The sequence below is a fragment of the Mesorhizobium sp. B2-8-3 genome (assembly GCF_006440815.1).
In the GTDB taxonomy this organism is placed as follows: Bacteria; Pseudomonadota; Alphaproteobacteria; order Rhizobiales; family Rhizobiaceae; genus Mesorhizobium.
Window position 1 is genome coordinate 23,499 of sequence record NZ_VFTW01000004.1, and the last position, 26,081, is coordinate 49,579.

Below are 26,081 nucleotides of genomic sequence, written 5' to 3' on the forward strand. Positions count from 1 at the left end.
GCGTCTTCACGCAACCGGCAAGTCGATCTCGAAGCGCGTGCCGCGCTCGGAGTCAACCAGCCTGATCGTGCCATCATGCGCTTTCAGGAGGGCCAGTACGATGCCGAGCCCCATGCCGGTGCCGCCGGACTCGCGCCGCGTGGTGAAGAACGGCTCGAAGATCCTGGCGCGGTTGGCGGCCGAGATGCCGTCGCCGTCGTCGCCGATCTGGACCGACGCGCGCTCGCCATCGGCTGAGGCATGGATCGCCGCCTGTCGGGCGCCATGCCTCGCCGAGTTGTCGATGAGGTTGGCGAGCACGATGCCGAGATTCTCGGCCGAGATGCCGAGCCCGATGTCGCCGCCGGCCTCGATACGAGCCTCCAGCCTTGTATCGACCGGCAGCAGCGCGAGCGCGGCATTGAGCGTCGTGCTGTCGCCGCTCGGTTCCAGGTTCTCGGCGCGCGCCAGGTCGAGCAGCCGGCGCACCAGGAGATTGAGCCGCCCGGCGTCGGTGACGATGTTGTTGGAGAAGCGCCGCCGCTCGGCCTCGTCCATCGCGCCGCCGGAATCCCTGAGCAGCTCCGCCGCGCCCTGGATCGCCGTCAGCGGCGATTTCAATTCATGCGAGACATGGGTGGCGAAGGTCTGGATGCTGTCGGAGCGCGCCTGCAGCTTTTGCGCCATGTCGAGGAAGGCCGCGGACAGCGCCGCCATCTCGCGCGTGCCGTGATGGTCGAGCGGCCTGATTGCGTCGCGGTCGCCGGCGGCGATGCGCTTCGTGCGGTCGATCAGCGCGTAGATCGGCCGGCTGACGGTGCGGATGAACACCAGCGCGATCAAAAGTGTGCCGCCGAGGATGGCGATGGCCGCCAACGTCACCTTGCCGCGCTCGCCATAGAGGTGCTTGACGATGTTGTTCGGCGTTCGCGACAGGTACACGACGCCGGCGACCCGGCCGTCGAGCTCGACCGGCATGGCGACGAAGACGCGGACCTTGGTGCCGCGGCTGACCGAATAGAGCGGCGGGGTCGGCTGGTCGGGGATGCGCAGCCTGAGCTCGCTGGCATAGGCGCCGGAAAGCGCGGTCCGCACCTCTTCGATCTCGCCGAGCGACTGGCCGACCTCGTCGCCGCCGGCGATCACCACGCCGCGTGGATCGAGCAGCCGGAAGCCGGCGAGCGTCGTTTTCTGCGTCTCGTCGAGAATGCCGTCGAGCCGCGCGCCTATTGCCGCGAAGGCGGGATCGGGCGTGGCGGGAAACGCCGCCGGCCGCGACGGCATGACATCGTCCGAGGCAAGGTCGAGGCGCGGCTCGATCGGATCATAGGGATAGTTGTTGTCCCTTGCCGGATCGGCCGAGACCGGCGCCCCCAGTCTTTCCGGGGCGATGCCGGCCGCGCGCACCTCGCTGGCATAGACGGCGGCGACGACCGCCCCTTGCGCGATCAGCTCGCCCTCGGTCTGGCGGATCAGCTGGTTCTCATAAAGCCGAAAGAAGAACAGCCCGACCAGCGGCAACGCCATGACCAGGATCAGGATGACGACGACGACGGTGGCGAGCCGCGGCCGCCACCTTTCCTTGCTCAACCACCGCATCGGCCGAGCCGGAAGCCGACGCCGTGCACCGTCGCGATCGCATCGATACAGCCGACCGCGGCCAGCTTGGCCCGCACGTTGCGGATGTGGCTGTCGACCGTGCGTTCCGAGACATGGATGTTGGAGGCATAGGCATTGGCCATCACCGCGTCGCGGCCAAGCACGTGCTGCGGACGGGCGAGGAAGCCTTTCAGGATCGCGAACTCGATCGCCGTCAAGGTGAGCGGCTTGCCGCCGAAACTTGCTTCATGGCTTGCCGGGACGAGCATGAGCTTGCCATGCGTGAATTCACGATCGTCCGCCTCTTCCTCCGCGGCGGCCGGCCGCGCGCGCCGCAGGATGACGTTGACGCGGGCGACCAGCTCGCGCGGGCTGAACGGCTTGGTCACATAGTCGTCGCCGCCCATCTCCAGACCCAGAATGCGGTCGATCTCTTCATCCCGCGCGGACAGGAACAGCACCGGCACGTCGGATTTTTGCCTGAGCCGGCGGCAGACCTCGAGCCCGTCCATCTCCGGCATGCCGATGTCGAGCACGATGAGGTCGGGCGCGCGGCGCTCGACCGCCTGGAGTGCTGCGGCGCCATCGGCGACGGCGGCCGTCTTCATGCCGGCCTTTTCCAGCGCGAAGCAGATGATCTCGCGGATATGCGGGTCGTCGTCGGCGACGAGGATATTGTGCGGCATCGATCAATGGCCCGGTGCGGACGGTTGCGCAGATGGAGGAAGCACGAGCGGGCCTCTGTTGTCGAGAACCCGTACCAGCCGCCAGTCGCGAAAGCTCCAGGCGCGCCACTTCTTTTGTTCGGCGAGATAATCGTCGATCATCACCTGGTCGGCCAGATAAGTGGTCGGCATTCCGATCTTGTGTGTGTGGTAGCGGTCCAGCGCCGGCATGGCGACAGCGCCGAGCGAATGCAGATACGGCGTGTCGAGCGGAGTGCCGGATCCGGTCATTTCCAGGGAATGGTCGACATTGAAGTTGGCGATCGTTGCTGCGAAGTTGACGAAGCAGCAGGCATAAAGCGTCGCCGAAAGCGTCAGAAGATTGGCGGAAAGCAGCCATTCGCCGGATTTTTGAAGCGCGATGCGGGCGACGATGAGGGCCAGCCCCGCCGCCACCAGTCCCATCCAGATGAAGGCGGCGATGCGCAGATAGGTGAGCGCATAGACGTCGATATAGAGATCGAGCCGCAGCATCGAGGAGATCACCAGCGCGATGTTCTGCGCCACCCAGAGATAGACCAGCCCGCGGATCAGCGGATCCCGGGACGTCTCGCTGCCCGAGCGCAGCGCCGCCAGCACGAAGCCGGCGGCGAGCAGCGCGGTGGCGACCAGCGGATAGGCGCCGCGATGCGCATAGGCGGCATAGGTCATCCCGTCGGGCAGGGCGACTCCGCCCCAGAGATAGGTTGCGTCGAGCGCACTCTGCACCGCGAACAAGCCATTGAAGACAATCAGCGCGCGCAGGATGGCCGCCTTGCCGAAGAGGATGTCCTCGGCCTTCGCCGGTCTCGCTGCGGGCGTGGCAGGCAAAACGCGCCTGACACGGAAGGCGAAGCGCGGCAGGCGCGGCCTCAGGAGCGCCCAGACGCCGGCAAGCACGATCAGCCAGAAGATCAGCCGCGCGAACTCAATTTTTTCGAGGAGCGCGTAGAGGTCGATCAGCGACAGCCAGTGCTCGATGATCGGATTGGCGGCGCCGAACAGCGCCAGGAAGACGACGCCAAGCGTCAAGGGCATGATCCAGACGACAATCGCCGTAAGCTGAAGCCGCCGCTGACCGAGTTCCCGCGCTGCCTTGCGCCAGCGGAAGAAGTCGCGGGCGAAGCGGAAGGGCGCTGCGATCAGGAACAGGCTGAGCTGGCGGGCTATTCGGGCAGGTTCGCTGCGCAGCCGCCCGGCCAACGATAGCGCGAAGACCGCAAGTGCTGCGACAGCGACCAGCAGCGAAAGCGGGCTGACATTTTCGACGAGAGGCAACAGCGCGGCGAACAGCGCGGCCGGCTTCAGCCAGACCCGGCCGTCGCTGAGCGCCGCCGGGTGCATGGCGACGACCGTGGCGGCGAGCACGGTCGCGAAGATGAAGACGGTGATCCCGACCGGCTGGCCGTAGAAAAGAAAATCGGCCAGCGCCACCAGCAGCGCGGCGGCGCCGACACGGCGGCAGTAGCTCGGGACAGGCGATGTCTTGCTCGCCGGCGCCATCATGGTCATCGTCGTCATCGCTGGGCCTTCCTGGCTGCTGTCATGCCGCCGCCGCATGCCGGCCGCGATCTGAAGGGAAGCACCGTCGCCGTGACGCGCCGCCTTTGCGGCTCGACGAGCCACCAGCCTTCGTCGCGGAGCCGGCGCGGCAGGAACCAGCGGGATGTGTGAGGTGTTCGCATGCCGCCGGTTTCGCCGACGGGCACGGTGAACGCGCGGCGGATTGGAGGAGGTTTTCCGCACAGATTTGCAGATTTGGTGCAGGACAGCCTGGCGCCGGCGCCCGAGACGCTCGAGTACGGCATCGCATATGGCGGTGCCAGCCCCTGGGATGCCGTCAAAGGCGATAGAGAGGGTTCTTGCGCGTGAAGCTGCGATCTATCCTCGTCATTCTAGGGCGGAGCAAGGCGCGAAGCGACGCGCGCAGACCCTAGAATGACGAAGGACGGGTTGGCAGGACAGCGTGCGCCTCCGCCCTGCCGGGCATCTCACCCTTGCGGCCCCTCAAGGAGAAGATTACTCCCCGCCTTGCCTCATCCGCCATCACCCTGCATAGATCGGCCATGGCTCAGGAACCCTACCGCCCGCGCCGCTCGGTGCTTTACATTCCCGCCTCGAACGACAAGGCGCTCGCCAAGATCGCTTCGCTTGCCTGCGACGCCGTCATCATTGATCTCGAGGACGCCGTCCTGCCCGCCGACAAGAAGGCGGCGCGCGACAAGATTGCCCGCATTCTCGTCGGGCGCGAAAAACGCTGCGAGATGGTGGTGCGCATCAACCCGCTCGCCAGCGAATGGGGCGCCGACGATCTGTTGGCCGTGGCCAAGGCCGAGCCCGACGGCATTCTCCTGCCCAAGATCGGCACGCCGCGCGACATCCTCGAGGCCGGCGACCTGCTCGACGACAATTTCGCGCCGGACGGCGTGAAACTGTGGGCGATGGTCGAGACGCCCAAGGCGCTGCTCAACATCGGCGCCATCGCCGAGCTTGGCCGCGATCCAGCGTCGCGCCTCGCTTGTTTCGTTGCCGGAACGAATGACCTGGTGAAGGCGACCGGCATCCTGGCGACGCCCGACCGGCGCTATCTGATGCCCTGGCTGATGCAACTGGTGCTCGCCGCGCGCGCCGGCGGCCTCGACGTGATCGACGGCGTCGCCAATGATTTTCGCGACCTCGACGCCCTGGCGCGCGAATGCGCCGACGGCGCGGCCATGGGTTTCGACGGCAAGTCGCTGATCCATCCCGCCCAGATCGAGCCGGCGAACCATGCCTTTTCGCCGTCGCCCGAGGCGCTGGCCAGGGCGCGTGCGATCAGGGATGCGTTCGCGCGGCCCGAAAATGCCGGCAAGGGCGTGATCGCGATGGACGGCCGCATGGTCGAGCGGCTGCATCTGGCGGAAGCCGAGAAACTTCTGGCGAAGGCGATAATCATCGGCGCATGATGCGCCGATATTCAAGACAGGCTCGAAAATGAAACTCTACCGCTTTCTGTCCGGCCCGGACGATTCAACCTTCTGCCACAAGGTGACGGCGGCGCTGGACAAGGGCTGGCACCTGTTCGGCTCGCCGACCTACGCCTATGACAAGAAGACCAAGTCGATGCGTTGCGGCCAGGCAGTGGTGAAGGATGTCGAAGGCCAGGACTACGGCCCGGACACCAAGCTGAGCGACTGGTAGAAAGGGCGGCAACCCCCACTTCGTCATTCTAGGGCGGAGCAAGGAGCGAAGCGACGCGCGCAGACCCTGGAATCCATGCCGTTACCTGAGCCGAAAGGCGCAGCGGATCAGAATATAGGGGACGTTTGCGGGTGTCGGGCGGCAAGCGTTCCGTTCTGCACCGCGGGTTTGGTGTTGATGGAACGGCATGGATCCTAGGGTCTGCGCGCGTCGCTTCGCTCCTTGCTTCGCCCTAGGATGACGAAGTGCACGCTCAGCCCGCCGCCGCCTGCTCGGCCGCTTCCTCGATGCGCTCCATGTCGTCGTCCGACAGGCCGAAATGGTGGCCGATCTCGTGGATCAGCACGTGGGTGACGATGTCGCCCATCGTCTCTTCGTTCTCGGCCCAGTAGTCGAGTATGGCGCGGCGGTAGAGCGTGATGCGGTTCGGCCCCTCGCCGGTCTGCGGGTTCCAGCGCTCGGCGATGCCACGTCCTTCGAACAGGCCGAGCAGGTCGAAAGGCGTCTCCAGCGACAGGTCGTCCATGATCTCGTCGGTCGGGAAATCGGCGATCTGGATAATGATCTCGCCGGTGAGCTTGCGGAACTCGTCCGGCAGATGGGCATAGGTCTCCAGCGCCAGAAGCTCCATCTCGTCCATCGACGGCGAGAGCTGGTCGTGCCAAGTGCGTGTCTTATAGATGCGGGCCATGAAATTTCCTTTGATCCCGGCATATAGGCTTTCGCGCCGATAGAGGCAAATGAGCCGGCTGGGCGTTCGCTTTCAGGGTAAAGGGCGAAGGAATAAATTCCTTATGACTCCGCTTGACTCTTCCGGCACCCTCTGGAATCTATAGGAACATAACAGGAACAATTGCTGTCGGAAGTAAACGTCATGGCGATGAGCGCCGTGGCGCGGGACACTGTTTTTGCCCTGCGTCGCCAGATCGCGAAGATCGAAGGAACGCTGCCCGAGCGCCTGGAAGGGTCGGCGGCCGGTGGTATTGTGGATGCCACTCGATCGGACAGGACGATCGTCCGGCGTGGCCTCGCCGTGGCTTCGGCGGACGCCTTCCTGCATACCGGCATCGGTCGCCTCGACGCCGCCCTCGGCGGCGGCCTGCCCAAGGCGGCGCTCAGCGAAATCCATGGCCTGGAGACCCGCGATGCCGGCGCCGTTGCCGGCTTCGCGCTGTCGCTCGTAAGCCTGGTCCTCAGAGAGAAGCAGGGCCTGCCGATCCTCTGGGTCGGGACGGCGGAAATCTTCCATGAGGCCGGCTTTCCCTATGCCAGGGGCCTTCACGCCCTGTTCGGCATCGAGCCGGAGCAATTGCTGTTTTCCGAGGCGCCAAAACTGCTCGATGCGCTGTGGATCGCCGAGGAGGCCGCCCGCATGACGGCCTTTGCCGCGGTCATCCTCGAGATCCGCGGAAGTCCGCGGCGGCTCGACCTCACCGCCACGCGCCGGCTGCACGCCCGCGCCCAGAATGCCGGCCGGCCGCTGCTTTTGCTGCGCCAGGCCGGCGAGGCCGACCCCACTGCCGCCCCGGTGCGCCTCATCGTCTCGGCGGCGGCGGCGGCAAGCCGCGAAACCGTCGCCGGGCCGCTCGCCGGCTCGATCGGCCGCCCCGCCTTCAAACTCGATATCGGCAAGAGCCGCACGGCCCTGCCCGGACAATTCACACTGGAGTGGAACCCAAATGAGCACGCTTTTGCAGAAAGAACAGAGAATTCTGTCGCTGTGGTTCCCGCATCTGGCCGCGGAGCGGATCCTGCGCCAGCGCCTGGGGAGGTCCTGGCGTTCCCGGCCCCCGCATCACCTGCCGTCACCTCACCCGCCGCTTGTGATCAGCCATCGCGACAACAACACCCAGCGCATCGCGGCCCTCGACGAGCGGGCTGAGGCGCTCAGATTGAAGCGCGGCATGGGCATCGCCGATGCGCGCGCCATGCATCCCTCGATCGATGTGGTCGAGGCCGATGCGGAAGCCGACCGCCGGCTGCTCGAAGGCCTTGCCGACTGGTGCGACCGCTACACGCCGCTGGTGGCGATCGACGGCGAGGACGGGCTGTTCCTCGACGTCACCGGCTGCACGCATTTGTTCGGCGGCGAGCGCGCCATGCAGGACGAGATCCTCACCCGCTTCTTCCAGCAGGGCTTCGATGTCCGCGCCGGGCTGGCTTCGACGCCGGGCGCCGCCTGGGCGGCGGCGCGCTTCCATGGCGACCGCATCATCGCCGGCGGCGAGGAGGAGGCGCTCCTGGCGCCATTGCCACTGTCGGCGCTGCGCATCACGCCGGAAACCCGCGTCGGCCTGGAAAGTGTGGGCCTGCGCACCGCCGGCGCGGTGATGGCCGCGCCCCGCGCGCCGCTCGCCCGCCGCTTCGGCGCCACCTTGCTTCTGCGCCTCGACCAGGCGCTCGGCCGCCTCGACGAGGCCGTGTCGCCGCGCCTTCCCGTCGCGCCGCTCTCGGTCGAGCGCCACCTTGCCGAGCCGGTCGTGCTCACCGACGACATCGAGCGGCTGGTGAGCCGGCTGGCGATCGCCTTGAAGACCGACCTCGAACGCCGCGGCGAGGGCGCGCGCACGCTGGCGCTGCTTCTCTTCCGCGTCGACGGCGCCGTCAGCCGCATCGCCGTCGGCACCTCGCGCCCGATGCGCGAGCCGCGGCTGATCCAAAGACTGTTCCATGAGCGGCTCACCGCGCTGGAGCAGACCATCGACGCCGGCTTCGGCTTCGACCTCGTGCGGTTGTCCGTGCTGTCGGTCGCGGCCTTCGACTTGGCTCAGGGCGACCTCACCGGCGAGACGAACGACGATGACGCCGACATCGCGCTCTTCGCCGACCGCGTCCGCGCCCGTCTCGGCGAGGCCGCCGTGCTGAAGCCGGTGGCCGTCGAAAGCCATCTGCCGGAACGCGCCGTCAAAACCGTGCCTTTCGCCGAAGCGCCGCAAAGACGCGCCCCGGCGGCCGGCCGGGCGGCACCCCCACGAACGGCGCCGCCGATGACCATCTATCCGCCGGAGCGGCCGGTTCGCCTGTTCCGCTCGCCCGAGCCGATCGAGGTGCCGGCGACCGAGATCCCGGAAGGTCCGCCGATGAATTTCCGCTGGCGGCGCGCGCTCTACCGCGTCGCCCGCGCCGAAGGGCCGGAGCGCATCGCCGCCGAATGGTGGCGGCAGCTGCCCGGTGAGGAGGAGGCGCCGACCCGCGATTATTACCGCATCGAGGACAGCGAGGGACGCCGCTACTGGCTCTACCGCCAGGGCCTCTACAGCAGCGCCGCGCAGGCCGCGCCGCCGCGCTGGTTCATGCATGGGGTGTTCGCATGAACGCGCTGACCGTCATTCCCTATGCCGAATTCGGCATAAGGTCGAACTTCTCCTTCCTGCGCGGCGCCTCCAAGCCGGAGGAGCTGGTGGTCACGGCGAAATTCTACGGTTTTGCCTCGATCGGGCTTGCCGACAGGAACACGGTCGCCGGCGTCGTGCGCGCCTGGCAGCAGGCCAGGGTGGAGAAGATGGCCTATCATCCCGGCTGTCGCCTGGTGTTCGGCGACGGCACGCCGGACATCCTCGCCTATCCCCGCGACCGCCAGGGCTGGGGCCATCTCTGCCGCATGCTGACCCAGGCCAATCTGCGCGACGAGAACGAGAAGGGCGCGACGCTGCTCCGCTTGAGCGACCTGCTCGAATGGGGCGATCGGATGTCGCTGGCGGTCCTGCCCGGCCTGTCGGCAGGCACCGAGGACGGCTTGTCGTTTATTAGCCGGCTTAAGGATCGTTTCGGCGCGGCGCTTCGGCTGGCCGTGGCACCGGATTATGCCGGCAACGATCGCTTCCGCATCGAGCAGGCGGCGTCGATGGCCGAACACGCCCGCGTCCCGCTGATGGCGACCAACGACGTGCTCTATCACGCCGCCGACCGCCGACCGCTGCAGGACGTGCTCACCGCGATCCGCCTCAACACCCCGGTTTCCGAGGTCGGGCTCGAGCTGACCGCCAATGCCGAGCGCCACCTGAAGCCGCCGCTGGAGATGGCGCGGCTTTTCCGCCGCCACCCGCAGGCGCTGGCGGAGACGCTGCGCTTCGCCGACGAGCTCACCTTCTCGCTCAGCGACCTCGAATACAATTATCCGGACGAGCCGACCGAATCCGGGCTCGGACCGCAGGCCGAGCTCGAACGCCTGGCGCGGGAAGGGGCGGTCAGGCGCTATCCGGCCGGTGTTCCCGATTATGTGCTGAAACGTATCGACAGCGAACTCGCTTTGATCGAGCGCCTGAACTATGCCCGCTATTTCCTCACCGTCCACGACATCGTCAAATTCGCCCGCAGCCAGGACATCCTCTGCCAGGGCCGCGGCTCGGCCGCCAATTCGATCATCTGCTTCTGCATCGGCATCACCGAGGTCGGCCCCGAACGCATCGACACCTTGTTCGAGCGCTTCATCTCGGAAGAGCGCAACGAGCCGCCCGACATCGACGTCGATTTCGAGCATGAGCGGCGTGAAGAGGTCATTCAGTACATCTATACGAAATACAGCACCAAGCGCACCGCCTTGGCCGCCGCCGTCATCAGCTATCGCGGCCGCTCCGCCTTGCGCGAGGTGGCCAAGGCCATGGGCCTGTCGGAAGATGTCCGCAGCGCGCTGTCCAGCACCATCTGGGGCTGGTCGACCTCCGAGCTTGGCGAAAAAGAAGCCAATGCCGGCGGCCTCGACCGCACCGATCCGCTGTCCAGGCAGGTGCTTGAGCGCGCCAACGAGATCATGGGCTTCCCCCGCCATCTTTCCCAGCATGTCGGCGGCTTCGTCATCACCAGGGACCGTCTCGACGAGGTCGTGCCCATCGTCAAGACGGCGATGGAGGAGCGAAAGATGGTCGAGTGGGACAAGGACGATCTCGACGCGGTGAAGATCCTCAAGGTCGACGTGCTGGCGCTCGGCATGCTGACCTGCCTGAAGCGCGCTCTGACCTTGCTCACGCAGCACTATCCGCAGGCGCGGGACGATTACGGCCGGCCCTACAGCTTGGACTCTATCCCGCCGGAGAACCAGCGCGTCTACGACATGATCTGCCGGGCGGATACGCTGGGCGTCTTCCAGATTGAATCCCGCGCTCAGATGTCGATGCTGCCGCGGCTTAAGCCCCGCGAATTCTATGATCTCGTCATCGAGGTGGCGATCGTGCGGCCCGGTCCGATCCAGGGCGACATGGTGCATCCCTATCTGCGTAGACGACAGGGCAAGGAGAAGGCCGAATACCCCAAGCCTGAGCTGGAAGAGATCCTTGGCAAGACGCTCGGTGTGCCTTTGTTTCAGGAGCAGGCGATGAAGATCGCCATTGTCGCCGGCGGCTTCCGGCCGGGCGAGGCCGACGAACTGCGCCGCGCCATGGCGACCTTCAAGAGAACCGGCACGATCGGCAACTATGAGACGCGGATGGTCGAAGGGATGGTCGAGAAAGGCTATCCCAGAGACTTCGCCGAGCGCTGCTTCAAGCAGATCGAAGGCTTTGGCGAATATGGCTTTCCCGAAAGCCACGCCGCCTCCTTCGCGCTGCTGGTCTACGCCTCCTGCTGGTTCAAGACCTTCTTTCCCGACGTGTTCTGCGCCGCGATCCTGAATTCCCAGCCGATGGGTTTCTACCAGCCGGCGCAGCTCGTGCGCGATGCGCGCGACCATGGCGTCGAGGTGCGCGAGGTCGACATCAACCATTCCGTCTGGGACTGCACGCTGGAGGCCACCGCCTTCGATCCGTCCCGCATCCTCGAGCGCCACGCCTCGATGCGCGGCGTCATCGAGACGGCGCATGCCGTCCGCCTCGGCTTCCGCCAGATCAAGGGCCTGTCCGAGGAGCGCATGGATATCGTCGTTGCCCAGCGCGGCGATGGCTATCGGTCGGTCAGGGATGTCTGGTTGCGCTCGGGCCTCGATGTCGGCGAGATCGAGAGATTGGCGCAGGCTGATGCGTTCCGCTCGATCGGCCTCGACCGCCGTGCCGCGCTCTGGGAGGTGCGGGCGCTCGACGGCAGGAGCGCCGCCGAGAAACTGCCGCTGTTCGACCGGCCCGCTCTCGGCTTACGCGAGCTGGAGCCGGAAACGAAACTGCCGAAGATGCCGCTCGGCGAGCATGTCGTGCACGATTACCGCTCGCTCGGCCTGTCGCTGAAGGAGCATCCCGTCGCCTTCCTGCGCGAAAGGCTGGATCGCGCCGGCGTCACCGCCAATGCCCGCCTGCCGTCGGTGCGCGACGGCCGCCGCGTCTCCGTCGCCGGACTGGTGCTGGTGCGCCAGCGCCCAGGCAAGGGCAATGCGATCTTCCTCACGCTGGAAGACGAAAAATCGATCGCCAACGTCATCATCTGGCCACGCGTCTTCGACCGCTTCCGCTCCGTCGTCATGGGCGCCCGCTTCATCCGCGTCACCGGCAAGCTGCAGCATGAATCGGACGTCATCCACATCGTCGCCGACCGGATCGAGGATCTGACCTCCTGGCTGAGCGTGTTGCTGGAGTCCAACCGCCCGGTCATCGAGCATAACCCCGCCGAACGGCCGGCTGGATCAGAGGCCGCCGCAAGCCGCGGCCTGCCGGTCCGCCAGGATACCGCCACGCTGTCGGGCACGGCACGCCAGGTCATGCCGAAGGGGCGGAATTTTCAGTAGCAGCGATTTCCAGCACAAAAGGGAACGCAGCAGAGGCAAGAAGCGCAATCGCCGCCTGCGCAAGCCCACTCATGACGGCCCGCCGAGCCGCGGCGTCCGCGGCGCCAGCATGTCCTCGGCCGAGATCGTGCGCGCCTCCGAAGGCAGCATGATCGGGATACCGTCGCGCACCGGATAGGCGAGCTTCGCCACGCGCGAGACCAGCTCGCTGCGCTCGGGGTCCCAGGTCAGCGGCCCCTTGGTCAGCGGGCAGGCCAGCAGCTCCAGCAGCTTCGGGTCGACCTCGGCCTTCCGTCCGTCACGTCCGTCAGCCATGAACCCATTCCCGTACCGGCAACCTATTGCAGGCTTGACCCAAATTCATCATCCTCGCGCGCCAGCGTTATTTCGGTGATGGCGATCAGCGTCTCGGCGCGCGTCTTCAGGTCCGGCGCTTCCAGCAGCGCCTGTTTCTCGGCCGGTCCATAAGGCGCCATCATCGACAGCGCGTTGACCAGCATGCCGTTTTCGGCGCGGCTGACGCTTTCCCAGTCGGCCTCGAGGTCGTTGGCCTGCAGATAGGCGCGAAACGCCTTGAGCAGCGCCGGCCGGTCGACCTCGGCGCCGGCCGGGTCTTCCTCGAGGTCGGCCAAAAACGGCCTGATCTTGCACTGCCGGAACGGCGCCTTTGCCGCGAGCTCCTGCACGATGCGAAACCGGCATACGCCCTGCAGCGAGATCAGGTAGCGCCCGTCGCCGGTCTCGGCGAGCGAGATGATGCGCCCGGCGCAACCGACGCTGCACAGCTCGGGCTCGCCGTCATCGCGCAATGCGCCGTCAAGGCTGGGCTGGACCATGCCGATCAGCCGCGAGCCGGCCATCGCCAGGTCGATCATCTGCAGGTAACGCGGCTCGAAGACGTTGAGCGGCATGCGGCCGCCCGGCAGAAGCAGCGCCCCGGCAAGCGGGAACACCGGGATTGCCGCCGGCAGATCCTTGCCAAGCCGATAGAGTGCGTTACCGACGCGCACCGCGACCCTCCCAAAGCAACGCCGGCAAGCGCATCAAGCTGCAATCTCCTCTCGCACCGGCAAACTCGCCTCTATCGGCATCCGGCCCCGCCCTTATCTGGCGCTGACGTCCCGCTGCGCAAGCCTGCCGGCCACGACAGCCGGCAAAAAATTCACGGCAATTCCGCGAAAGTGCCTGGCGGTCAGGTTCGGCGACGTCGCCGTAGCCTCCCGTCCGGAATTGCGCAAAACCAAACTTTAAAGCGGTTCGGCGATTCTGTGAAACGCCGAACCGCTCTAGGAAAACAGCAGCGACGAGAGCTTGCGGCGTGCCGCGAGCGTCGCCTCGTCGGTCATTCCCCAGGCCTCGAACAGTTTCAACAGCTGCGCCCTGGCGCCGTCGTCGTTCCAGGTCCGGTCGGCCTTGACGATCGCCAGCAGGTTGTCGGCGGCCGCGTTGCGCTCGCCGCGCGCGTTCTGGATCATCGCCAGGTCGAAGCGCGCCTGATGGTCGGCCGGGTCGGCGGCGAGCCGGCGCTCGAACTCGGCCGGATTGCCGAGCGCGGCCGCTTCCGCGGCAAGCGTCATCTTGGCGCGCAGCGCCGCCAGCGCCGGCGCGTCCTTCTTGTCCTCGGGCGCCCGCGCCAGCACGGCTTCGGCGCCTTCCGCATCCCCGGCATCGAACAGGATCTCGCCCAGGCCCGCGACCGCCTCGATCGTCTCCGGCGCCTGCTCGAGGATCGCATCGTAGATGTCGGCCGCGGTCTGGACGTCGCCGGCCGTACGCGCCTCGGCCGCCGCGGCAAGTGCGTCCGCGATCTGCGGCGCGCCGCCGCCCTTGCCGCCGACCTTTTGGATGAACTGGGCGATCTGGCTTTCCGGAACAGCGCCCATGAAGCCGTCGACGGGCTGGCCGTCCTTGAAGGCGATGACGGCGGGGATCGACTGGATGCCGAGCTGGCCGGCGATCGAGGGATGATCGTCGATGTTCATCTTGACCAGCTTGACCTTGCCGCCGGCGTCCTGCACCGCCTTTTCGAGCTGCGGCGTCAGCTGCTTGCAGGGCCCGCACCATGGCGCCCAGAAGTCGACCAGCACCGGCTGGCGGCGCGATTCCTGGATGACGTCGGCGGCGAAGGTGGCGGTCGTGGTGTCCTTGATCAGGTCGGCCGCCGCCGGCGCGTCGCCGAGCGAAACCTTGGCGCGGTCGCCGCCGCCATATTGCACCGTCTGGGCGTACTGGCCGCCATTGCCGCCGAACGCGCCGCTATATGGATTGTCGTCACTCATATTCTCGCCCTTTCGGTCACGCTCTCGGGCGTCGGCGCCCGGCGCGTCATTGTCGGATTTCAAAAACCGCCTTCCATGTGGCGATCAGCCCCTGAGTTTCAAGGTAGTGGGACTTTCAAGGTCATGAGACCTTCAGGATAACAGGATCGTGACCGGTTGCCTCGACGAATCTGATCAGGTCGGCGGCGGCGATCGAGGTCGTCGCCTCATTGGTCAGCGGGTGGCCGTTGATGACGTCGTGGCTCATCAACGCCTGGTCGAGCACGATCTTGACCTTCCCTTCCGTGTCGTTGATCAAGCCGAAAACGGTGACCGCGCCGGGGATGACGCCGAGCAGCTCCATCAGCATTTCCGGCTTGCCGAAGGACACCCGGCTGGTGGCGCCGATCAGGTGGTGGATCTGTTTCAGGTCGACCACGGCGTCCTCGCCGACGGTGACGAGGAAGTAATTGTCCTTCTTGTCCTTGAGGAACAGGTTCTTGGTGTGGCCGCCGGGAATCTCGCCGCGCAGGCCTTGCGAATCGGCGACCGTGAACAGCGGCGGGTGCCGCACCGTCGTCACGGCAATGCCGAGATCGGCAAGAAATTCGTTGAGCTCGGCTTCGGTCTTCGGCATCGGTCCTCGCGCAATCAGAAAGGGGTCATGCCGTTTACGGCCAACGGCGCCCTCGGGGCAAGGCTGCCGCAGCGATTCCAGGCAAGGCGAACGGCGGCTTTGCCCGGGGACTCGCAACCGGCCCGGTTTTGGCCCCGCTTCGATCATTTCGAAGCGAACTTCGCCGCGTGAGGAATTCGCTCCAAGAACACCGTCATTTCCCTGTTGCAATCGCCGCGCTCTTCGGCCATATAGGCCCGGCTTGCGGCCCAAGGCCGCGCGAGCGGGTGTAGCTCAGGGGTAGAGCACAACCTTGCCAAGGTTGGGGTCGAGCGTTCGAATCGCTTCACCCGCTCCAATTTCCTCAAGGAAGTTAAGCGCTATGAAAAAGGGCCGGATCGATCCGGCCCTTTTCATTTTTGCCGCTGACATACACCGTTGGACACTCATGGCTGCCACTTGGCGGAGCTTTTCGCGGATTATTTCGCGATTGCCCCTCGCACCGGAGATACGCTAACAACGGCAAGGCAGGCCTTGGCGGGGCGCTTGTCGCGTAACGCAGGCACGCTTGCCGCAGTATCTGGCCTGAACAGGCTCCATACCCATGACCTTTCCTCTCTCATCAACGGTTACTCGGTGCGCCGCGATTGTCGATCCGGTCACCACGGGGGCGTGCGCTGCGCGGGTGCCGCGTGTACCAGCCTGATTGCTCACAGGCCGATTTGGAGGCCCGCAACGGGCTGGCGGAGGCGCTCTCGCCTCTATTGCAGGGTTTTGTTCGGGCTCCCTCCGGATCCGGGCCTGCCGAAGCGATTCATGGCTTGTTCGCGCGTTTCAAGCGACGTTTCGCCGAGCCGGCGGGGCACTGGGCGCAGAATAACCTTGCGGCGCACCGGACCATGGTCGAGACCATTTTCTATCCTTTCGGCGGCCCGGACCTGCTGTTCCCCCTTCACCTTTTCCCGCAAGCTCGAGAATATATCCTGGTTGGCGCCGAACCATGCGGTCCCTGGCCGCTCGCGGAAAGACCGGACGACTTCGCGTTGGCCGGCATAGTGGACATCTTGCGGCACTATCTCGACTGCTCCTATTTCGTCACCAAGGACCTGCGATCGCAGCTGACGGGCAGCAGCATAGGGGGCGTCCTGCCGCTCCTGATCGCGCAGATCGCCCATGCCGGGCTGCCGCTGCACCGGATCGATCCCGTCGACGGCACGGGGATCCATATCCTGTTCGGTGACCGGGCGGCGCCAATCCGCCTCACCTATTTCCAGCAGGACCTTCGCGACGAACACTGGGCGCGCGAGAGTCCGCTCAGCCGTCACCTCGGGGCCACGCGCCGCTTGGCGACCTTTGTCAAGAGCGCGAGCTATCTCCTGCACGAACCGCCCTTCGAGCGGCTTCGCGGTCTTCTGCGGGAACGGACCGATGTCCTGGTGCAGGATCCAAGCGGCATCCCCTACCGCCTGTTGCGCGACTGGGGATGGCATATCGAACTGCATGGACGCTTTGTCGCCGATATTCCGGTGTTCGCGAAATATGATCAGTCGGAGCTGGCCGCGGCCTATGGCGACAGGGGCGACGGTCCGGCCCTGCCCTTCGGGATCGGCTATCTCAACGACGCCGCAAGGGCCGGCCTTATCGTCGCGGTGCCTCCGTGCCGCTTATAGGGGCCGGCATTCGGCTCCTGATGACCCAACGCGCGCTTGTCGACTTCCACGGGTCGGAGATGGTCACGGTCGAGGTCGCCCGCGAAATGGCCGAGCGCGGCCACGAAATCACGGTTTTCAGTCCTCGTCTCGGCGGTGTCGCCAAACTGCTCTGGCCAAGCGGCGTGCGTGTGGTATCGCGCCTGGACGACGTGCCGTGGACCCCGGACCTGATCCACGCCCACCATCATCTGCCGGCCATGGCGGCCATGGCGCGCTTCGAAACAACGCCTGCCGTCTACTATTGTCACGGCGCCATACCATGGGTGGAGCAGCCGCCCATGCACCAGCGCATCCACTGCTACGTGATGATGTGCGAATGGATGGTGCGACGCGCCATCGCCGAGTTCGATCTCGATCCCGGGCGTGTTTCCTGCGTGCCGAACTTTGTCAACACGACGCGCTTCTCCGAGGTGCGCGCGCCGCCTCGGGAGATGCGCCGGGCGCTGCTCTTCCAGAGCAGTGGCCTGCCCGCGATCGAGCTTTCGCAACTGGAATCCGGTTGTGCCGCGCTCGGTCTCCAACTCGACAAGATCGGCGCGGCCTATGGCAACAGCCAACCGCGGCCGGAGATGCTGCTGCAGCAATATGATCTCGTCTTCGCAAGCGGCAAATCCGCGCTGGAAGCAATGGCGACCGGTTGCGCGGTGATGACACTGGCGCCAACCCAGGCCGGTGGACTGGTGACCGTGGAGAACTTCGACCGCAGCTCCTTCTTGAATTTCGGACCCCGCTACTACAGCGGCGCGACGCCGATCAACGAGGCATGGCTGCGCCGGGAGCTCGCTCTCTATTCGCCGGAGGACGCGGCCCAGGTGACGGCAAAGGTGCGGCGCGAACGAACCCTCCAGATTGCGGTCGACGGGCTGGAAGGCCTTTATCGAAAAACGCTGGAATCCGGTGTGCCGGAGCCGGCGGTGGGTCCGTTCGCGTCCTATCTCGAACGCCTGGCAAGCGAGGTTGACGCGATGTGGCTGGAGAGGGAAAGCTTGCCGGCGCTGCGCGGGCGCATCGCTTATCTGGAAAGGAAGCTCGCGCGGAGATGGCCGTCTCGTCTCAAAAAAATCATCAAATCCATCTCGCGCAAACGTAGGCATGAATAGGGCAGCGCGTCTTGGTGCCGCGCATGGCCCGAAAGATGTCCCCGCCTGAACCGATCGCCTGTGCGCCTTCCGTCACGGACTTCCCGCAAAATGGATCAAGCAGATGGATCACGCGATATTTCTCCCGGGTAGTAGCATTCGCCACCCCGAAAATATCGGCAACCCATCAGACTTGGGTCGCATGCCGAAGGGACTGTAGAGCCTCTTTTGCCGGGCGCCCGACAATTATATGTTGAGCGAAAGTGCCGGAATTTATCTGGCCGGGCAGTCTCGCGGGGAACCATTCCCGCAAGTCGTTACGTTGGGGCATAGCTAAACAAAACGGCCATGAGGTTCACAGCCTTACAGGATCCGTGCGGCCAATGGATGGTGTACGATCTGCGGTCCGGTTGCCCGGCGCAGATGCCGGACATGGTGCTGCTCGGTCTCACGCGCGAGCAAGCGGAGAAATTCGCCAGCCAGGCGAATGAACTCCTCTCGACACCGCGGCCGGCGGTACTTTCCCGATATTCCAGCCTTCTATCGATACTTTACTGGCCTGCGCCGGAACAATCGGACTCTGTTTCAACTTCCATGCGTGTCGTGGGAGCGCGCTGCGGTTCCGGGGCAACCACGTGGGCCAAACAAAGACTTAGGCCGGTCAGCGATTCTGTGAACACCGAGCCCGCTTTAGCTACGCTGAAACAAGGAGCGTCAATGCGGTTCGCAGCGATGCGGGATCCGTGCGACGACTGGCTTGTGTGTGATCTTGCTTTCGACATCCCGGCGGAGATGGTCGGCCGGCCGCTGATCGGCCTGACGCGCGGCGAAGCCGAGCAGCTTGCCGACCTGGCCAATGCCGGGCTTGGCGGACAGACTGCCAGTTCGCCGATCCCGTTCGCCAGCGTCGCCTGAAGACCCCGGCCCGCGCATTGGCGATTCAACGCCCGTTCACATCGGATAACGTTTGCGTTCCACCCTCGTTTCAACGCCGGGGCGGCTTCTATATGTCTGCTTTGGGCCGAGAAACGCCGGCGGTGAATGGCCAGCACCGCGACACGACGCGACAGGACGGCCCGTTTCGGAAAAAGCGGTTTTACCGCTTCTTCCATCGCAGGGAGATGTCATCATGCGTTCTTTCATCCCAAAACTCATTGCGGCCGCCTCGATCTTCGCGGCCATGCCGCTTTCCAGCGCCTATGCCGTGCACCGCCACCATAGAGCCGCGGTCGACACGACAACCACGGCGTCAGTGCCGATGGATCCGGAGGCGAGAGCCGCAACGGAGCAGCTGCTTGGCGTCAAGCAAGGTATCCGCAACGCCAGGGAGCTCGGCAAGATCTCTGAAGGCAAGGCCCGCGAGCTGATGCAGCGAGCCGACAGCATCCAGCGCGGCGGATCGGCGATCGGGCAGATCAATGAGCTGGATCAGCGGCTTCAGGACGCCACCGGCCAGGGAACCTATATGGGCGACGGCTCGGACGGCGGCTATTATCCGAACGGCTGACGAACATGCGTTCTTCGCAAGGCGGCTGCCGGTGTGACCGGGCCTTCCCAGGCTTCACACCGGCGCTGCCGTAGAATGCCGCTGCAGCGACGGCGCCGGCATCCGTCATACCAGGCTACGCTCTTTGGCGGTCTTCGCTTTCTCCGCCATGCGCAATCCCGTCGCCTGACACGTCGCATAACGCTCGTTGGGCCGCCGGTCGTCGCGGCCTTCGCGAATCCGTGATGTGACGGAGGGGCCGGCCGGCCCGCTCGACTACGCCAGCCGCGCCCGCGTCGTTCTCGGCGTCGCCAAGAGCAGGCTTGTCTCGCTTCCCGTTATGCCGGGGATCAGCCTTATGCGCCGCAGCACAGCGTCGAAATCCGTCAGCGTGGCGGTGCCGAGCTCCACCACCAGGTCCCAGCGGCCGTTGGTGGTATGAATGGTCGAGACCTCGGCGAGGCCGCCGAGCGCCTTGACGACGCGGTCGGCGGCATGGCCCTCGATCTCGATCGTCATCACGCCGCGTATCTTCTGGTCGACCGCGTCGGCGCGCAGCACCACCGTGTAGCCGATGATCTCGCCGGACTTTTCCAGCCGTTCCATGCGCGACCTGACCGTGGCGCGTGACACGCCGAGATCGATGGCGAGGTCGGATACGCTGCGCCGAGCATCATGCCTCAGCAGCGTCACCAGCTTCTCGTCTAGAGCGCCCATGGCTTCCCATTTCGATCAAATCATTTGACCAATATGATAGATTAGTCTTCTCGAAATGCCAATTTTCGCTGTTCAAACCGCCAGCGGGTGATGGTTCACTCCTTCGATCAATCGCAAGGTGAGAAAAATGCGCTGCAGGATCGTCGGCGCGCCGGTGCAGGACGGCGCGGGCAGGATGGGATGCGAAATGGGGCCGAGCGCGCTGCGCACGGCGGGGCTGGTCTCGGTGCTGGCCGAGCTCGGCCACGAGGTCAAGGACTGGGGCGCGGTCGAGAAGGCCGCGGCGCGGCCCGTGGTACACGGCAACCTGGCGCTGAAGGCGCTGCCGGAAATCTCCGCCTGGACGGCGGCGATCGCCGAGACCGCCTACGCCGCTTCCAGGGATGCCATGCCGATCTTCCTCGGCGGCGACCATTCGATCTCCGCCGGCACCGTGTCCGGCGTGGCGCGCCGCGCTGCCGAGCGCGGCCGGCCGCTCTTCGTGCTGTGGCTCGACGCGCATCCCGATTTCCACACGCTCGACACCACCACCAGTGGCAATCTGCACGGCGTGCCGCTCGCCTATGCCAGCGGCCAGGCGGGTTTCAAGGGTTATTTCCCGGATCTGCCGCAAGCGGTCGACCCGGCCCGCATCTGCGCCATCGGCCTGCGCAGCGTCGACCCGGCCGAGCGCCGCGCGCTCACTGAAGCCGGGGTCACCGTGCATGACATGCGCGCCATAGACGAGCACGGCATCGCGCCCTTGCTGCGCGCCTTCCTGGCCCGCGTTGAGAAGGAGAACGGGCTCTTGCATGTCAGCCTCGACGTCGATTTCCTCGACCCTTCGATCGCGCCCGCCGTCGGCACCACGGTGCCCGGCGGCGCCACCTTCCGCGAGGCGCATCTGGTGATGGAGATGCTGTCCGACTCAGGCCTGGTTTCGAGCCTCGACCTGGTCGAATTGAACCCGTTCCTCGACGAGCGCGGCCGCACCGCGACCCTGATGGTCGACCTCACCGCCAGCCTGATGGGCCGCCGCATCATGGACCGCCCGACCCGCAGCCACTCTGGAAGCCTCTAACCATGACCCAGCCTTCGCGCCTTGCCATCGTCCCCTTCGTCAGCGTCGACCGCATGATGAAGCTTGTGCTCGCCATCGGCGTCGAGCGCTTCCTGACCGAGCTCGCCGCCTATATCGAGGAGGATTTCCGGCGCTGGGAGCTGTTCGACAAGACCCCGCGCATCGCCTCGCACAGCCATGACGGCGTCATCGAGCTGATGCCGACCAGCGACGGCAAGATGTACGGCTTCAAATATGTCAACGGCCATCCGAAGAACATGCGCGAGGGCCGCCAGACGGTGACCGCCTTCGGCGTGCTTGCCGATGTCGGCTCCGGCTATCCGATGCTGCTCACCGAGATGACCATCCTGACGGCGCTGCGCACCGCCGCAACCTCGGCCGTCGCGGCCAAATACCTGGCGCCGAAGGGCAGCCAAGCCATGGCCATCATCGGCAACGGCGCGCAGTCCGAGTTCCAGGCCATCGCCTTCAAGGCGCTGCTCGGCATTGACCGGCTGCGGCTCTATGACATCGACCGCCAGGCTTCCGAAAAATGCGCCCGCAACCTCGCCGGCAAGGGTTTCGACATCACCATCTGCGCGACAGGACAGGATGCCGTGGAAGGCGTCGACATCATCACCACGGTGACCGCCGACAAGCAGTACGCCACCATCCTCACCGACAACATGGTCGGCTCCGGCGTCCACATCAATGCCGTCGGCGGCGACTGCCCCGGCAAGACCGAGCTGCACCGCGACATCCTCCTGCGCTCCGATATCTTCGTCGAGTTCCCGCCGCAGACCCGCATCGAGGGCGAGATCCAGCAGCTCGACGCCGACCATCCGGTGACCGAGCTGTGGCAGGTGATGACCGGCCAGGCTGAGGGCCGCAAATCGGCCAAGCAGATCACGCTGTTCGATTCCGTCGGCTTCGCCACGGAAGATTTTTCCGCGCTGCGCTACGTCCGCGACCAGCTCCAGGCCACCGGCCTCTACGAGGAGCTCGACCTGCTCGCCGACCCCGACGAGCCGCGCGACCTGTTCGGGATGCTGCTGAGGGCGGCCGTGCAGCCGGCGGCTTGAAGCCAATCGCATAGGGCGTCCCCCCCTCTCCGTCTTATGTAGCGCTGGTCGACCCCCACTCCGTCTCGGCTTCGCCGAGCCACCTCTCCCCCGTTCGACGGGGGAGAGGGAAAGGCGCCAAGCTTCTTGCCGTCAACGCTCGTCCAGCAACGCTCCCTTCCTTTCCCTCCGGAGGGGGGAAAGGTGGCGCTGCGAAGCAGCGACGGATTGGGGGAACCACCTGGCAATCAAGCCTCCGCCTGATCAGTCACGCCAGTCACAGAAGGTGTGCATAGCAGTGGGGGAGAGGTAGATCGGCGCGCAGCGCCGAGACGGAGCGGGGGCTGGCGCCGGCGTCGACAATTGCCAGCACTACCGCCGCGCCGCGCAGCTTTCCCTTTCGACCAGCACCGGCGCCAGCACCTCGCGGCGCGAGGGCGCGGCCGGATCGCCGAGCCGTTCCAGCAGCAGGCTCACCGCCCGCGTGCCGATCTTTTCGACCGGCTGCGCGATCGTCGTCAGCGGCGGCCAGGTGGTGACGGCATAGGGGATGTCGTCGAAGCCGACCATCGACATGTCGTCGGGAACCCGCAATCCGCGCGAGCGCAGCACCGTCAGCGCGCCCATCGCCATCAGATCGTTGCAGGCAAACAGCGCCGTGATGTCGGGCGCCTGCGCCATCAGCTGCTCCATCGCCAGGCGGCCGCCGGCGAAATGATAGTCGGAATCGACGATCAAGGACGGCGGCAGCTCGAGGCCTGCCTCCTCGAGCGCGCGGACAAAGCCGCGCAAGCGGGCCGGGCTGGAGCTCGAATCGCGCGGACCGCCGATGACGCCGATCTTCCTGTGCCCGAGCCCGGCCAGGTATCTGCCGGCGAGATAGCCGCCATGGTCGTGGTCGACCAGCACCGAATCAACATTGACCGACTGGATCTCGCGGTCGAGCAGCACCGCCGGCACGCTGGGCAGGAGGCGGGCGAACACCCGCGCGTGGTCGGACGAACCGGCGAAGATCAGCCCGTCGATCTGCTTGGCCATCAGCACCGAGAGATAGCGCTCCTCCTTCTCGGCATTGCCGTCGGAGTTGCACAGGATCACCGTGTAGCCGGAGACGAAGCCGGCATCCTCGATCTGCCGCGCGACGCTGGCGAAGAACGGATTGGAATTGTCCGGAAGCAGCAGGCCGATGGTCTTGGTCTCGCCGCGCCGCAGGCTCCGCGCCACCGAGTTCGGGCTGTAGCGCAGCGCCGCGATCGCGGCGCGCACGCGCTCTGCCGTTTCCGGCTCGACATGACGGGTATGGTTCATCACATGCGAGACGGTAGCGACAGATACCCCCGCATGGCGCGCGACATCGGCGATCGTCGTCATGGCCCGTTCCCCTCAGCGGATCCTCCGCAACAGCCTCTCCCGATACGCGTCTAGGATGACCGCGAGCACGATGACAAGGCCGATTACGATGGGTTTGAAATTGTCGCCGACGCCGAGCAGCTGCAATCCGGTGGAGAGCACCTGCAGGATGCAGGCGCCGACCAGCGTGCCGATGATCGAGCCCTTGCCGCCGCTGAGGCTGGTGCCGCCGATGATGACGGCGGCGATCGCATTGAGCTCGTAGCCGACGCCGGCGATCGGACTGCCGATGTTGAGGCGCAGAAGATAGACCATGGCCGCGATGCCGGCGGTGAGCCCGCTGATGGTGAAGGCGGCGACCTTGTAGAAATCCGGGTTGTGGCCCGACAGCCGCACCGCCTCGTCATTGGTGCCGACGGCGAAGATCATGCGGCCGAAGACGGTGAAGCGCAGCACGAACCAGCCGGCCGCGATCACCAGCACCGCCACCAGGAAGATCGACGGCAGGAAGCCGCCGATGATCAGATTGCCGAAATCGACGAAACTCTGCGGCAGGCCGGTGATGGTCGAATTGTCGCTGACGACGCGGGCGGCGCCCGCGGCCATGTTGAGCATGCCGAGCGTGACGATGAAGGAGGGTATCTTCCAGCGCGTCGAGATCCAGCCATTGAGGAAGCCGCACACCGCGCCCGTCGCCATGCAGGCGAGCAGCGCCAGCGTGATTGCGACGGCCGGCGACAGGTTCTCGTCGATCATCACGGTGGCGCCGACGACCGTGCACAGCGCCAGCACCGAGCCGACCGAAAGGTCGATGCCGCCGGTGAGGATGACGAAGGTCATGCCGGCCGCCAGCACCGTGTTGATGGCGATCTGCACGAAGATCTTCAGCGCGTTGCCGGAGGTGGCGAAATAAGGCGCGGTCGCCGAGAAGAACAGCGTGATCAGGACCAGCGCCAGCAACACGCCGGCATCGCGCACGAGGAAGCGCAGGAATTTTGCCCTTGCGGGAGAAACCGGCGCCGCCACGGCTATCTCGGACGTCTCGCTCATGGTCGCACATACTCCTGATAGGCGAGCGACAGGATGCGCTCCTGGTCGAATTCGGATCGCGGCATTTCGCCAACGATCCTGTTCCTGGAAAAGACGACGATGCGGTGGCACATGCCCATCAATTCGGGCAGGTCGGAAGACACCATGATGATGCCCTTCTGCTGCGCCGCCAGCATCCAGAGCAGCTGGTAGATCTCGCGCCGCGCGCCGATATCGACGCCGCGCGTCGGCTCGTCGAGGATCAGCGTCGAGGTGCCGCGGAACAGCCATTTGGCCAGAACCACCTTCTGCTGGTTGCCGCCGGAAAGGTTGCGCACCGCCTGCTCGATCGAGCTCGCCTTGACGCGCAGCTGGCCGACCAAATCGTTTGCCGCCGAGCTCTCCGCCCGGCGGTTGAGCAGCCCGTTGCGCGAAACCTTGGCGAGATCGGTGATGGTGATGTTCTTGTCGACGGCCATGTCGAGCAGCAGGCCCTGGCCCTTGCGGTCCTCGGTGAGCAGGCTCAAGCCGTGCCGCACCGCGTCCTTGGGCGCGGCGATCGCCACCGGCTTGCCGTCGATCTCGACGACGCCGTCGAGCTTGGGATCGGCGCCGAACAAGGCGCGCATGGCCTCGGTGCGACCGCTGCCGACCAGGCCGGCGACGCCGAGGATCTCGCCATGGCGCACGTCGAAGGAAATGGCGGGCGTCGCGGCGTCGCGCTTCAGATTGGCGACGCTGAGCGCGACCCTGCCCGGCACGATCGAAACGTCGAAACCATATTCATCGGCGATGTCGCGGCCGATCATCATGCGCACCAGGTCGGGCACGGTGAGGCCCTCAAGATCGCGGGTCGCGACCAGCCTGCCATTGCGCAACACCGTCACCCGGTTGCCGATCTCGAACACCTCGTGCAGCCGGTGCGAGATGTAGATGATGGTGACGCCCTTGGCCTTGAGCCGCTTGATGATGGAAAACAGCCGCTCGATCTCGGGCGGCGTCAGCGTCGCCGTCGGCTCGTCGAGCACCAAGAGCTTCGAGTCGTAGCTCAGCGCCTTGGCGATCTCGACCAGCTGCATCTGCGCCACGCCCAAGGCCTCGACGCGCGTGCGCGGATCGATGTCGAGGCCGACTTCCTTGAGCAGCGCCACCGCGCGGCTGTTGAGCGCCTTGCGGTCGACGATGCCGAAGGCGCGGCGCGGCAGGCTTTCCAGCATCAAATTCTCGGCGATGCTGAGATAGGGCAAAAGGTTCAGTTCCTGGTGCACGATGCGGATGCCGCTTTGCTGCGCGTCATGCGGCGTCTTCGGCTGGTAGGGCTGGCCGTTGAAGGCGATCCTGCCCGAGTCCGGCTGGTAGATGCCGGCCAGGAGCTTGATCAGCGTCGACTTGCCGGCGCCGTTCTCGCCCAGGATGATATGGGTCTCGCCGCGCGCGATCGACAGCGACACATCGCTCAGCGCGACGGCGCCGGGAAAGATCTTTCCGACCCCTTCAAGGGAAAGAATCACGTCGTTCATGCGGCAATCCTGAACAGCGCTCTTCTACCGCAACGGCGGTACGAGCGCGCGGCCATCGTCGCCGGCAGGTCGCCGGCGACGATGACGAGACAAGCAGAACACCGGA

Annotated in this window: 23 protein-coding genes and 1 tRNA gene; 12 read left to right on the forward strand and 12 right to left on the reverse strand. The window is 65.8% G+C overall.

All coding sequences use genetic code 11. The annotated features are described in order from the left end of the window. Positions 1-6: 6 nt before the first annotated feature. Genes FJ418_RS07805 through FJ418_RS07815 form a run of 3 tightly spaced genes read right to left on the reverse strand, consistent with a single transcriptional unit; the run spans position 7 to position 3,803 of the window. Positions 7-1,578, reverse strand: coding sequence for a HAMP domain-containing sensor histidine kinase (locus FJ418_RS07805; RefSeq protein WP_140864660.1), 1,572 nt, complete (start codon positions 1,576-1,578; stop codon positions 7-9). Continuing rightward, the gene (locus FJ418_RS07810; RefSeq protein ID WP_140783192.1) at positions 1,566-2,264 is read right to left on the reverse strand and encodes a response regulator transcription factor; all 699 of its coding nucleotides are present in this window, start codon (positions 2,262-2,264) and stop codon (positions 1,566-1,568) included. The genes FJ418_RS07805 and FJ418_RS07810 overlap by 13 nt, the downstream gene beginning before the upstream one ends. A gap of 3 nt (positions 2,265-2,267) precedes the next feature. Next, entirely contained in the window at positions 2,268-3,803 is a 1,536-nt protein-coding gene (locus tag FJ418_RS07815; RefSeq protein WP_246682976.1) for a DUF4173 domain-containing protein, read from the reverse strand. 545 nt (positions 3,804-4,348) lie between these two features. On the opposite strand from FJ418_RS07815, the gene FJ418_RS07820 reads away from it, so the two are divergent. After that, entirely contained in the window at positions 4,349-5,227 is an 879-nt protein-coding gene (locus FJ418_RS07820) for a CoA ester lyase (RefSeq protein WP_140864662.1), read from the forward strand. Between the two features lie 28 nt (positions 5,228-5,255). Then, positions 5,256-5,462 (forward strand): DUF1737 domain-containing protein, encoded by a 207-nt coding sequence (locus FJ418_RS07825; protein ID WP_140864664.1) that lies wholly within the window; start codon positions 5,256-5,258, stop codon positions 5,460-5,462. A 253-nt stretch (positions 5,463-5,715) separates the two neighbouring features. On the opposite strand, the gene FJ418_RS07830 is transcribed toward FJ418_RS07825, so the two are convergent. Beyond that, positions 5,716-6,153 (reverse strand): metallopeptidase family protein, encoded by a 438-nt coding sequence (locus FJ418_RS07830; RefSeq protein WP_140647199.1) that lies wholly within the window; start codon positions 6,151-6,153, stop codon positions 5,716-5,718. Positions 6,154-6,336: 183 nt separating this feature from the next. On the opposite strand from FJ418_RS07830, the gene FJ418_RS32335 reads away from it, so the two are divergent. The 3 genes from FJ418_RS32335 to FJ418_RS07845 are packed head-to-tail and all read left to right on the forward strand — an operon-like array spanning position 6,337 to position 12,108. Then, complete coding sequence (locus FJ418_RS32335; protein ID WP_140864666.1) at positions 6,337-7,344, forward strand: hypothetical protein; 1,008 nt, start codon at positions 6,337-6,339, stop codon at positions 7,342-7,344. Then, the gene (locus FJ418_RS07840; RefSeq protein WP_140864668.1) at positions 7,286-8,776 is read left to right on the forward strand and encodes a DUF6504 family protein; all 1,491 of its coding nucleotides are present in this window, start codon (positions 7,286-7,288) and stop codon (positions 8,774-8,776) included. The genes FJ418_RS32335 and FJ418_RS07840 overlap by 59 nt, the downstream gene beginning before the upstream one ends. Then, complete coding sequence (locus tag FJ418_RS07845; RefSeq protein ID WP_140864670.1) at positions 8,773-12,108, forward strand: error-prone DNA polymerase; 3,336 nt, start codon at positions 8,773-8,775, stop codon at positions 12,106-12,108. The genes FJ418_RS07840 and FJ418_RS07845 overlap by 4 nt, the downstream gene beginning before the upstream one ends. 69 nt (positions 12,109-12,177) lie before the next feature. On the opposite strand, the gene FJ418_RS07850 is transcribed toward FJ418_RS07845, so the two are convergent. The 4 genes from FJ418_RS07850 to FJ418_RS07865 all read right to left on the reverse strand — a co-directional run bounded on the left by FJ418_RS07850 (position 12,178) and on the right by FJ418_RS07865 (position 15,003). After that, on the reverse strand, positions 12,178-12,423 hold the full coding sequence (locus FJ418_RS07850) for a Trm112 family protein (protein WP_140647205.1): 246 nt from the start codon (positions 12,421-12,423) through the stop codon (positions 12,178-12,180). A gap of 23 nt (positions 12,424-12,446) precedes the next feature. Next, entirely contained in the window at positions 12,447-13,118 is a 672-nt protein-coding gene (locus FJ418_RS07855; RefSeq protein WP_140864672.1) for an LON peptidase substrate-binding domain-containing protein, read from the reverse strand. A gap of 276 nt (positions 13,119-13,394) precedes the next feature. After that, complete coding sequence (gene trxA, locus FJ418_RS07860; protein ID WP_140865114.1) at positions 13,395-14,387, reverse strand: thioredoxin; 993 nt, start codon at positions 14,385-14,387, stop codon at positions 13,395-13,397. A gap of 121 nt (positions 14,388-14,508) precedes the next feature. Beyond that, positions 14,509-15,003 carry a prolyl-tRNA synthetase associated domain-containing protein gene (locus FJ418_RS07865; protein ID WP_140864674.1) on the reverse strand — a complete coding sequence of 165 codons (495 nt, stop codon included), beginning with the start codon at positions 15,001-15,003 and terminating at the stop codon, positions 14,509-14,511. Positions 15,004-15,265: 262 nt separating this feature from the next. Here FJ418_RS07865 and FJ418_RS07870 point away from each other — a divergent pair. From FJ418_RS07870 to FJ418_RS07890, 5 genes are all read left to right on the forward strand, one after another. Next, positions 15,266-15,340: transfer RNA gene (locus FJ418_RS07870), tRNA-Gly, on the forward strand. A gap of 334 nt (positions 15,341-15,674) precedes the next feature. Further along, on the forward strand, positions 15,675-16,652 hold the full coding sequence (locus FJ418_RS07875; protein WP_140864676.1) for a hypothetical protein: 978 nt from the start codon (positions 15,675-15,677) through the stop codon (positions 16,650-16,652). Positions 16,653-16,711: 59 nt separating this feature from the next. Then, positions 16,712-17,794: a glycosyltransferase family 4 protein gene (locus tag FJ418_RS07880; RefSeq protein ID WP_181166866.1), complete on the forward strand. Its 1,083-nt coding sequence runs from the start codon at positions 16,712-16,714 to the stop codon at positions 17,792-17,794. A gap of 696 nt (positions 17,795-18,490) precedes the next feature. Continuing rightward, positions 18,491-18,688, forward strand: coding sequence for a hypothetical protein (locus FJ418_RS07885; protein WP_140786359.1), 198 nt, complete (start codon positions 18,491-18,493; stop codon positions 18,686-18,688). A gap of 214 nt (positions 18,689-18,902) precedes the next feature. Beyond that, on the forward strand, positions 18,903-19,280 hold the full coding sequence (locus FJ418_RS07890) for a hypothetical protein (protein ID WP_140864680.1): 378 nt from the start codon (positions 18,903-18,905) through the stop codon (positions 19,278-19,280). Positions 19,281-19,535: 255 nt separating this feature from the next. Here the strand turns inward: FJ418_RS07890 and FJ418_RS07895 are convergent, their stop codons facing one another. After that, on the reverse strand, positions 19,536-19,976 hold the full coding sequence (locus FJ418_RS07895; RefSeq protein WP_140864682.1) for an Lrp/AsnC family transcriptional regulator: 441 nt from the start codon (positions 19,974-19,976) through the stop codon (positions 19,536-19,538). A gap of 127 nt (positions 19,977-20,103) precedes the next feature. Here FJ418_RS07895 and rocF point away from each other — a divergent pair, with 127 nt between their 5' ends. Continuing rightward, the gene (gene rocF / locus FJ418_RS07900; RefSeq protein WP_140864684.1) at positions 20,104-21,036 is read left to right on the forward strand and encodes an arginase; all 933 of its coding nucleotides are present in this window, start codon (positions 20,104-20,106) and stop codon (positions 21,034-21,036) included. A gap of 2 nt (positions 21,037-21,038) precedes the next feature. Then, complete coding sequence (locus FJ418_RS07905) at positions 21,039-22,097, forward strand: ornithine cyclodeaminase (RefSeq protein ID WP_140864686.1); 1,059 nt, start codon at positions 21,039-21,041, stop codon at positions 22,095-22,097. 351 nt (positions 22,098-22,448) lie between these two features. Here FJ418_RS07905 and FJ418_RS07910 read toward each other — a convergent pair whose 3' ends face one another. From FJ418_RS07910 to FJ418_RS07920, 3 genes are read right to left on the reverse strand one after another with little or no spacing between them, the layout of a single operon-like run. Further along, positions 22,449-23,447: a substrate-binding domain-containing protein gene (locus FJ418_RS07910; protein WP_140864688.1), complete on the reverse strand. Its 999-nt coding sequence runs from the start codon at positions 23,445-23,447 to the stop codon at positions 22,449-22,451. A gap of 12 nt (positions 23,448-23,459) precedes the next feature. Continuing rightward, positions 23,460-24,476: an ABC transporter permease gene (locus FJ418_RS07915; RefSeq protein WP_140659065.1), complete on the reverse strand. Its 1,017-nt coding sequence runs from the start codon at positions 24,474-24,476 to the stop codon at positions 23,460-23,462. Then, entirely contained in the window at positions 24,473-25,975 is a 1,503-nt protein-coding gene (locus FJ418_RS07920) for a sugar ABC transporter ATP-binding protein (protein WP_140864690.1), read from the reverse strand. Before FJ418_RS07920 ends, FJ418_RS07915 begins: the two co-directional genes overlap by 4 nt. Positions 25,976-26,081 lie beyond the last annotated feature (106 nt).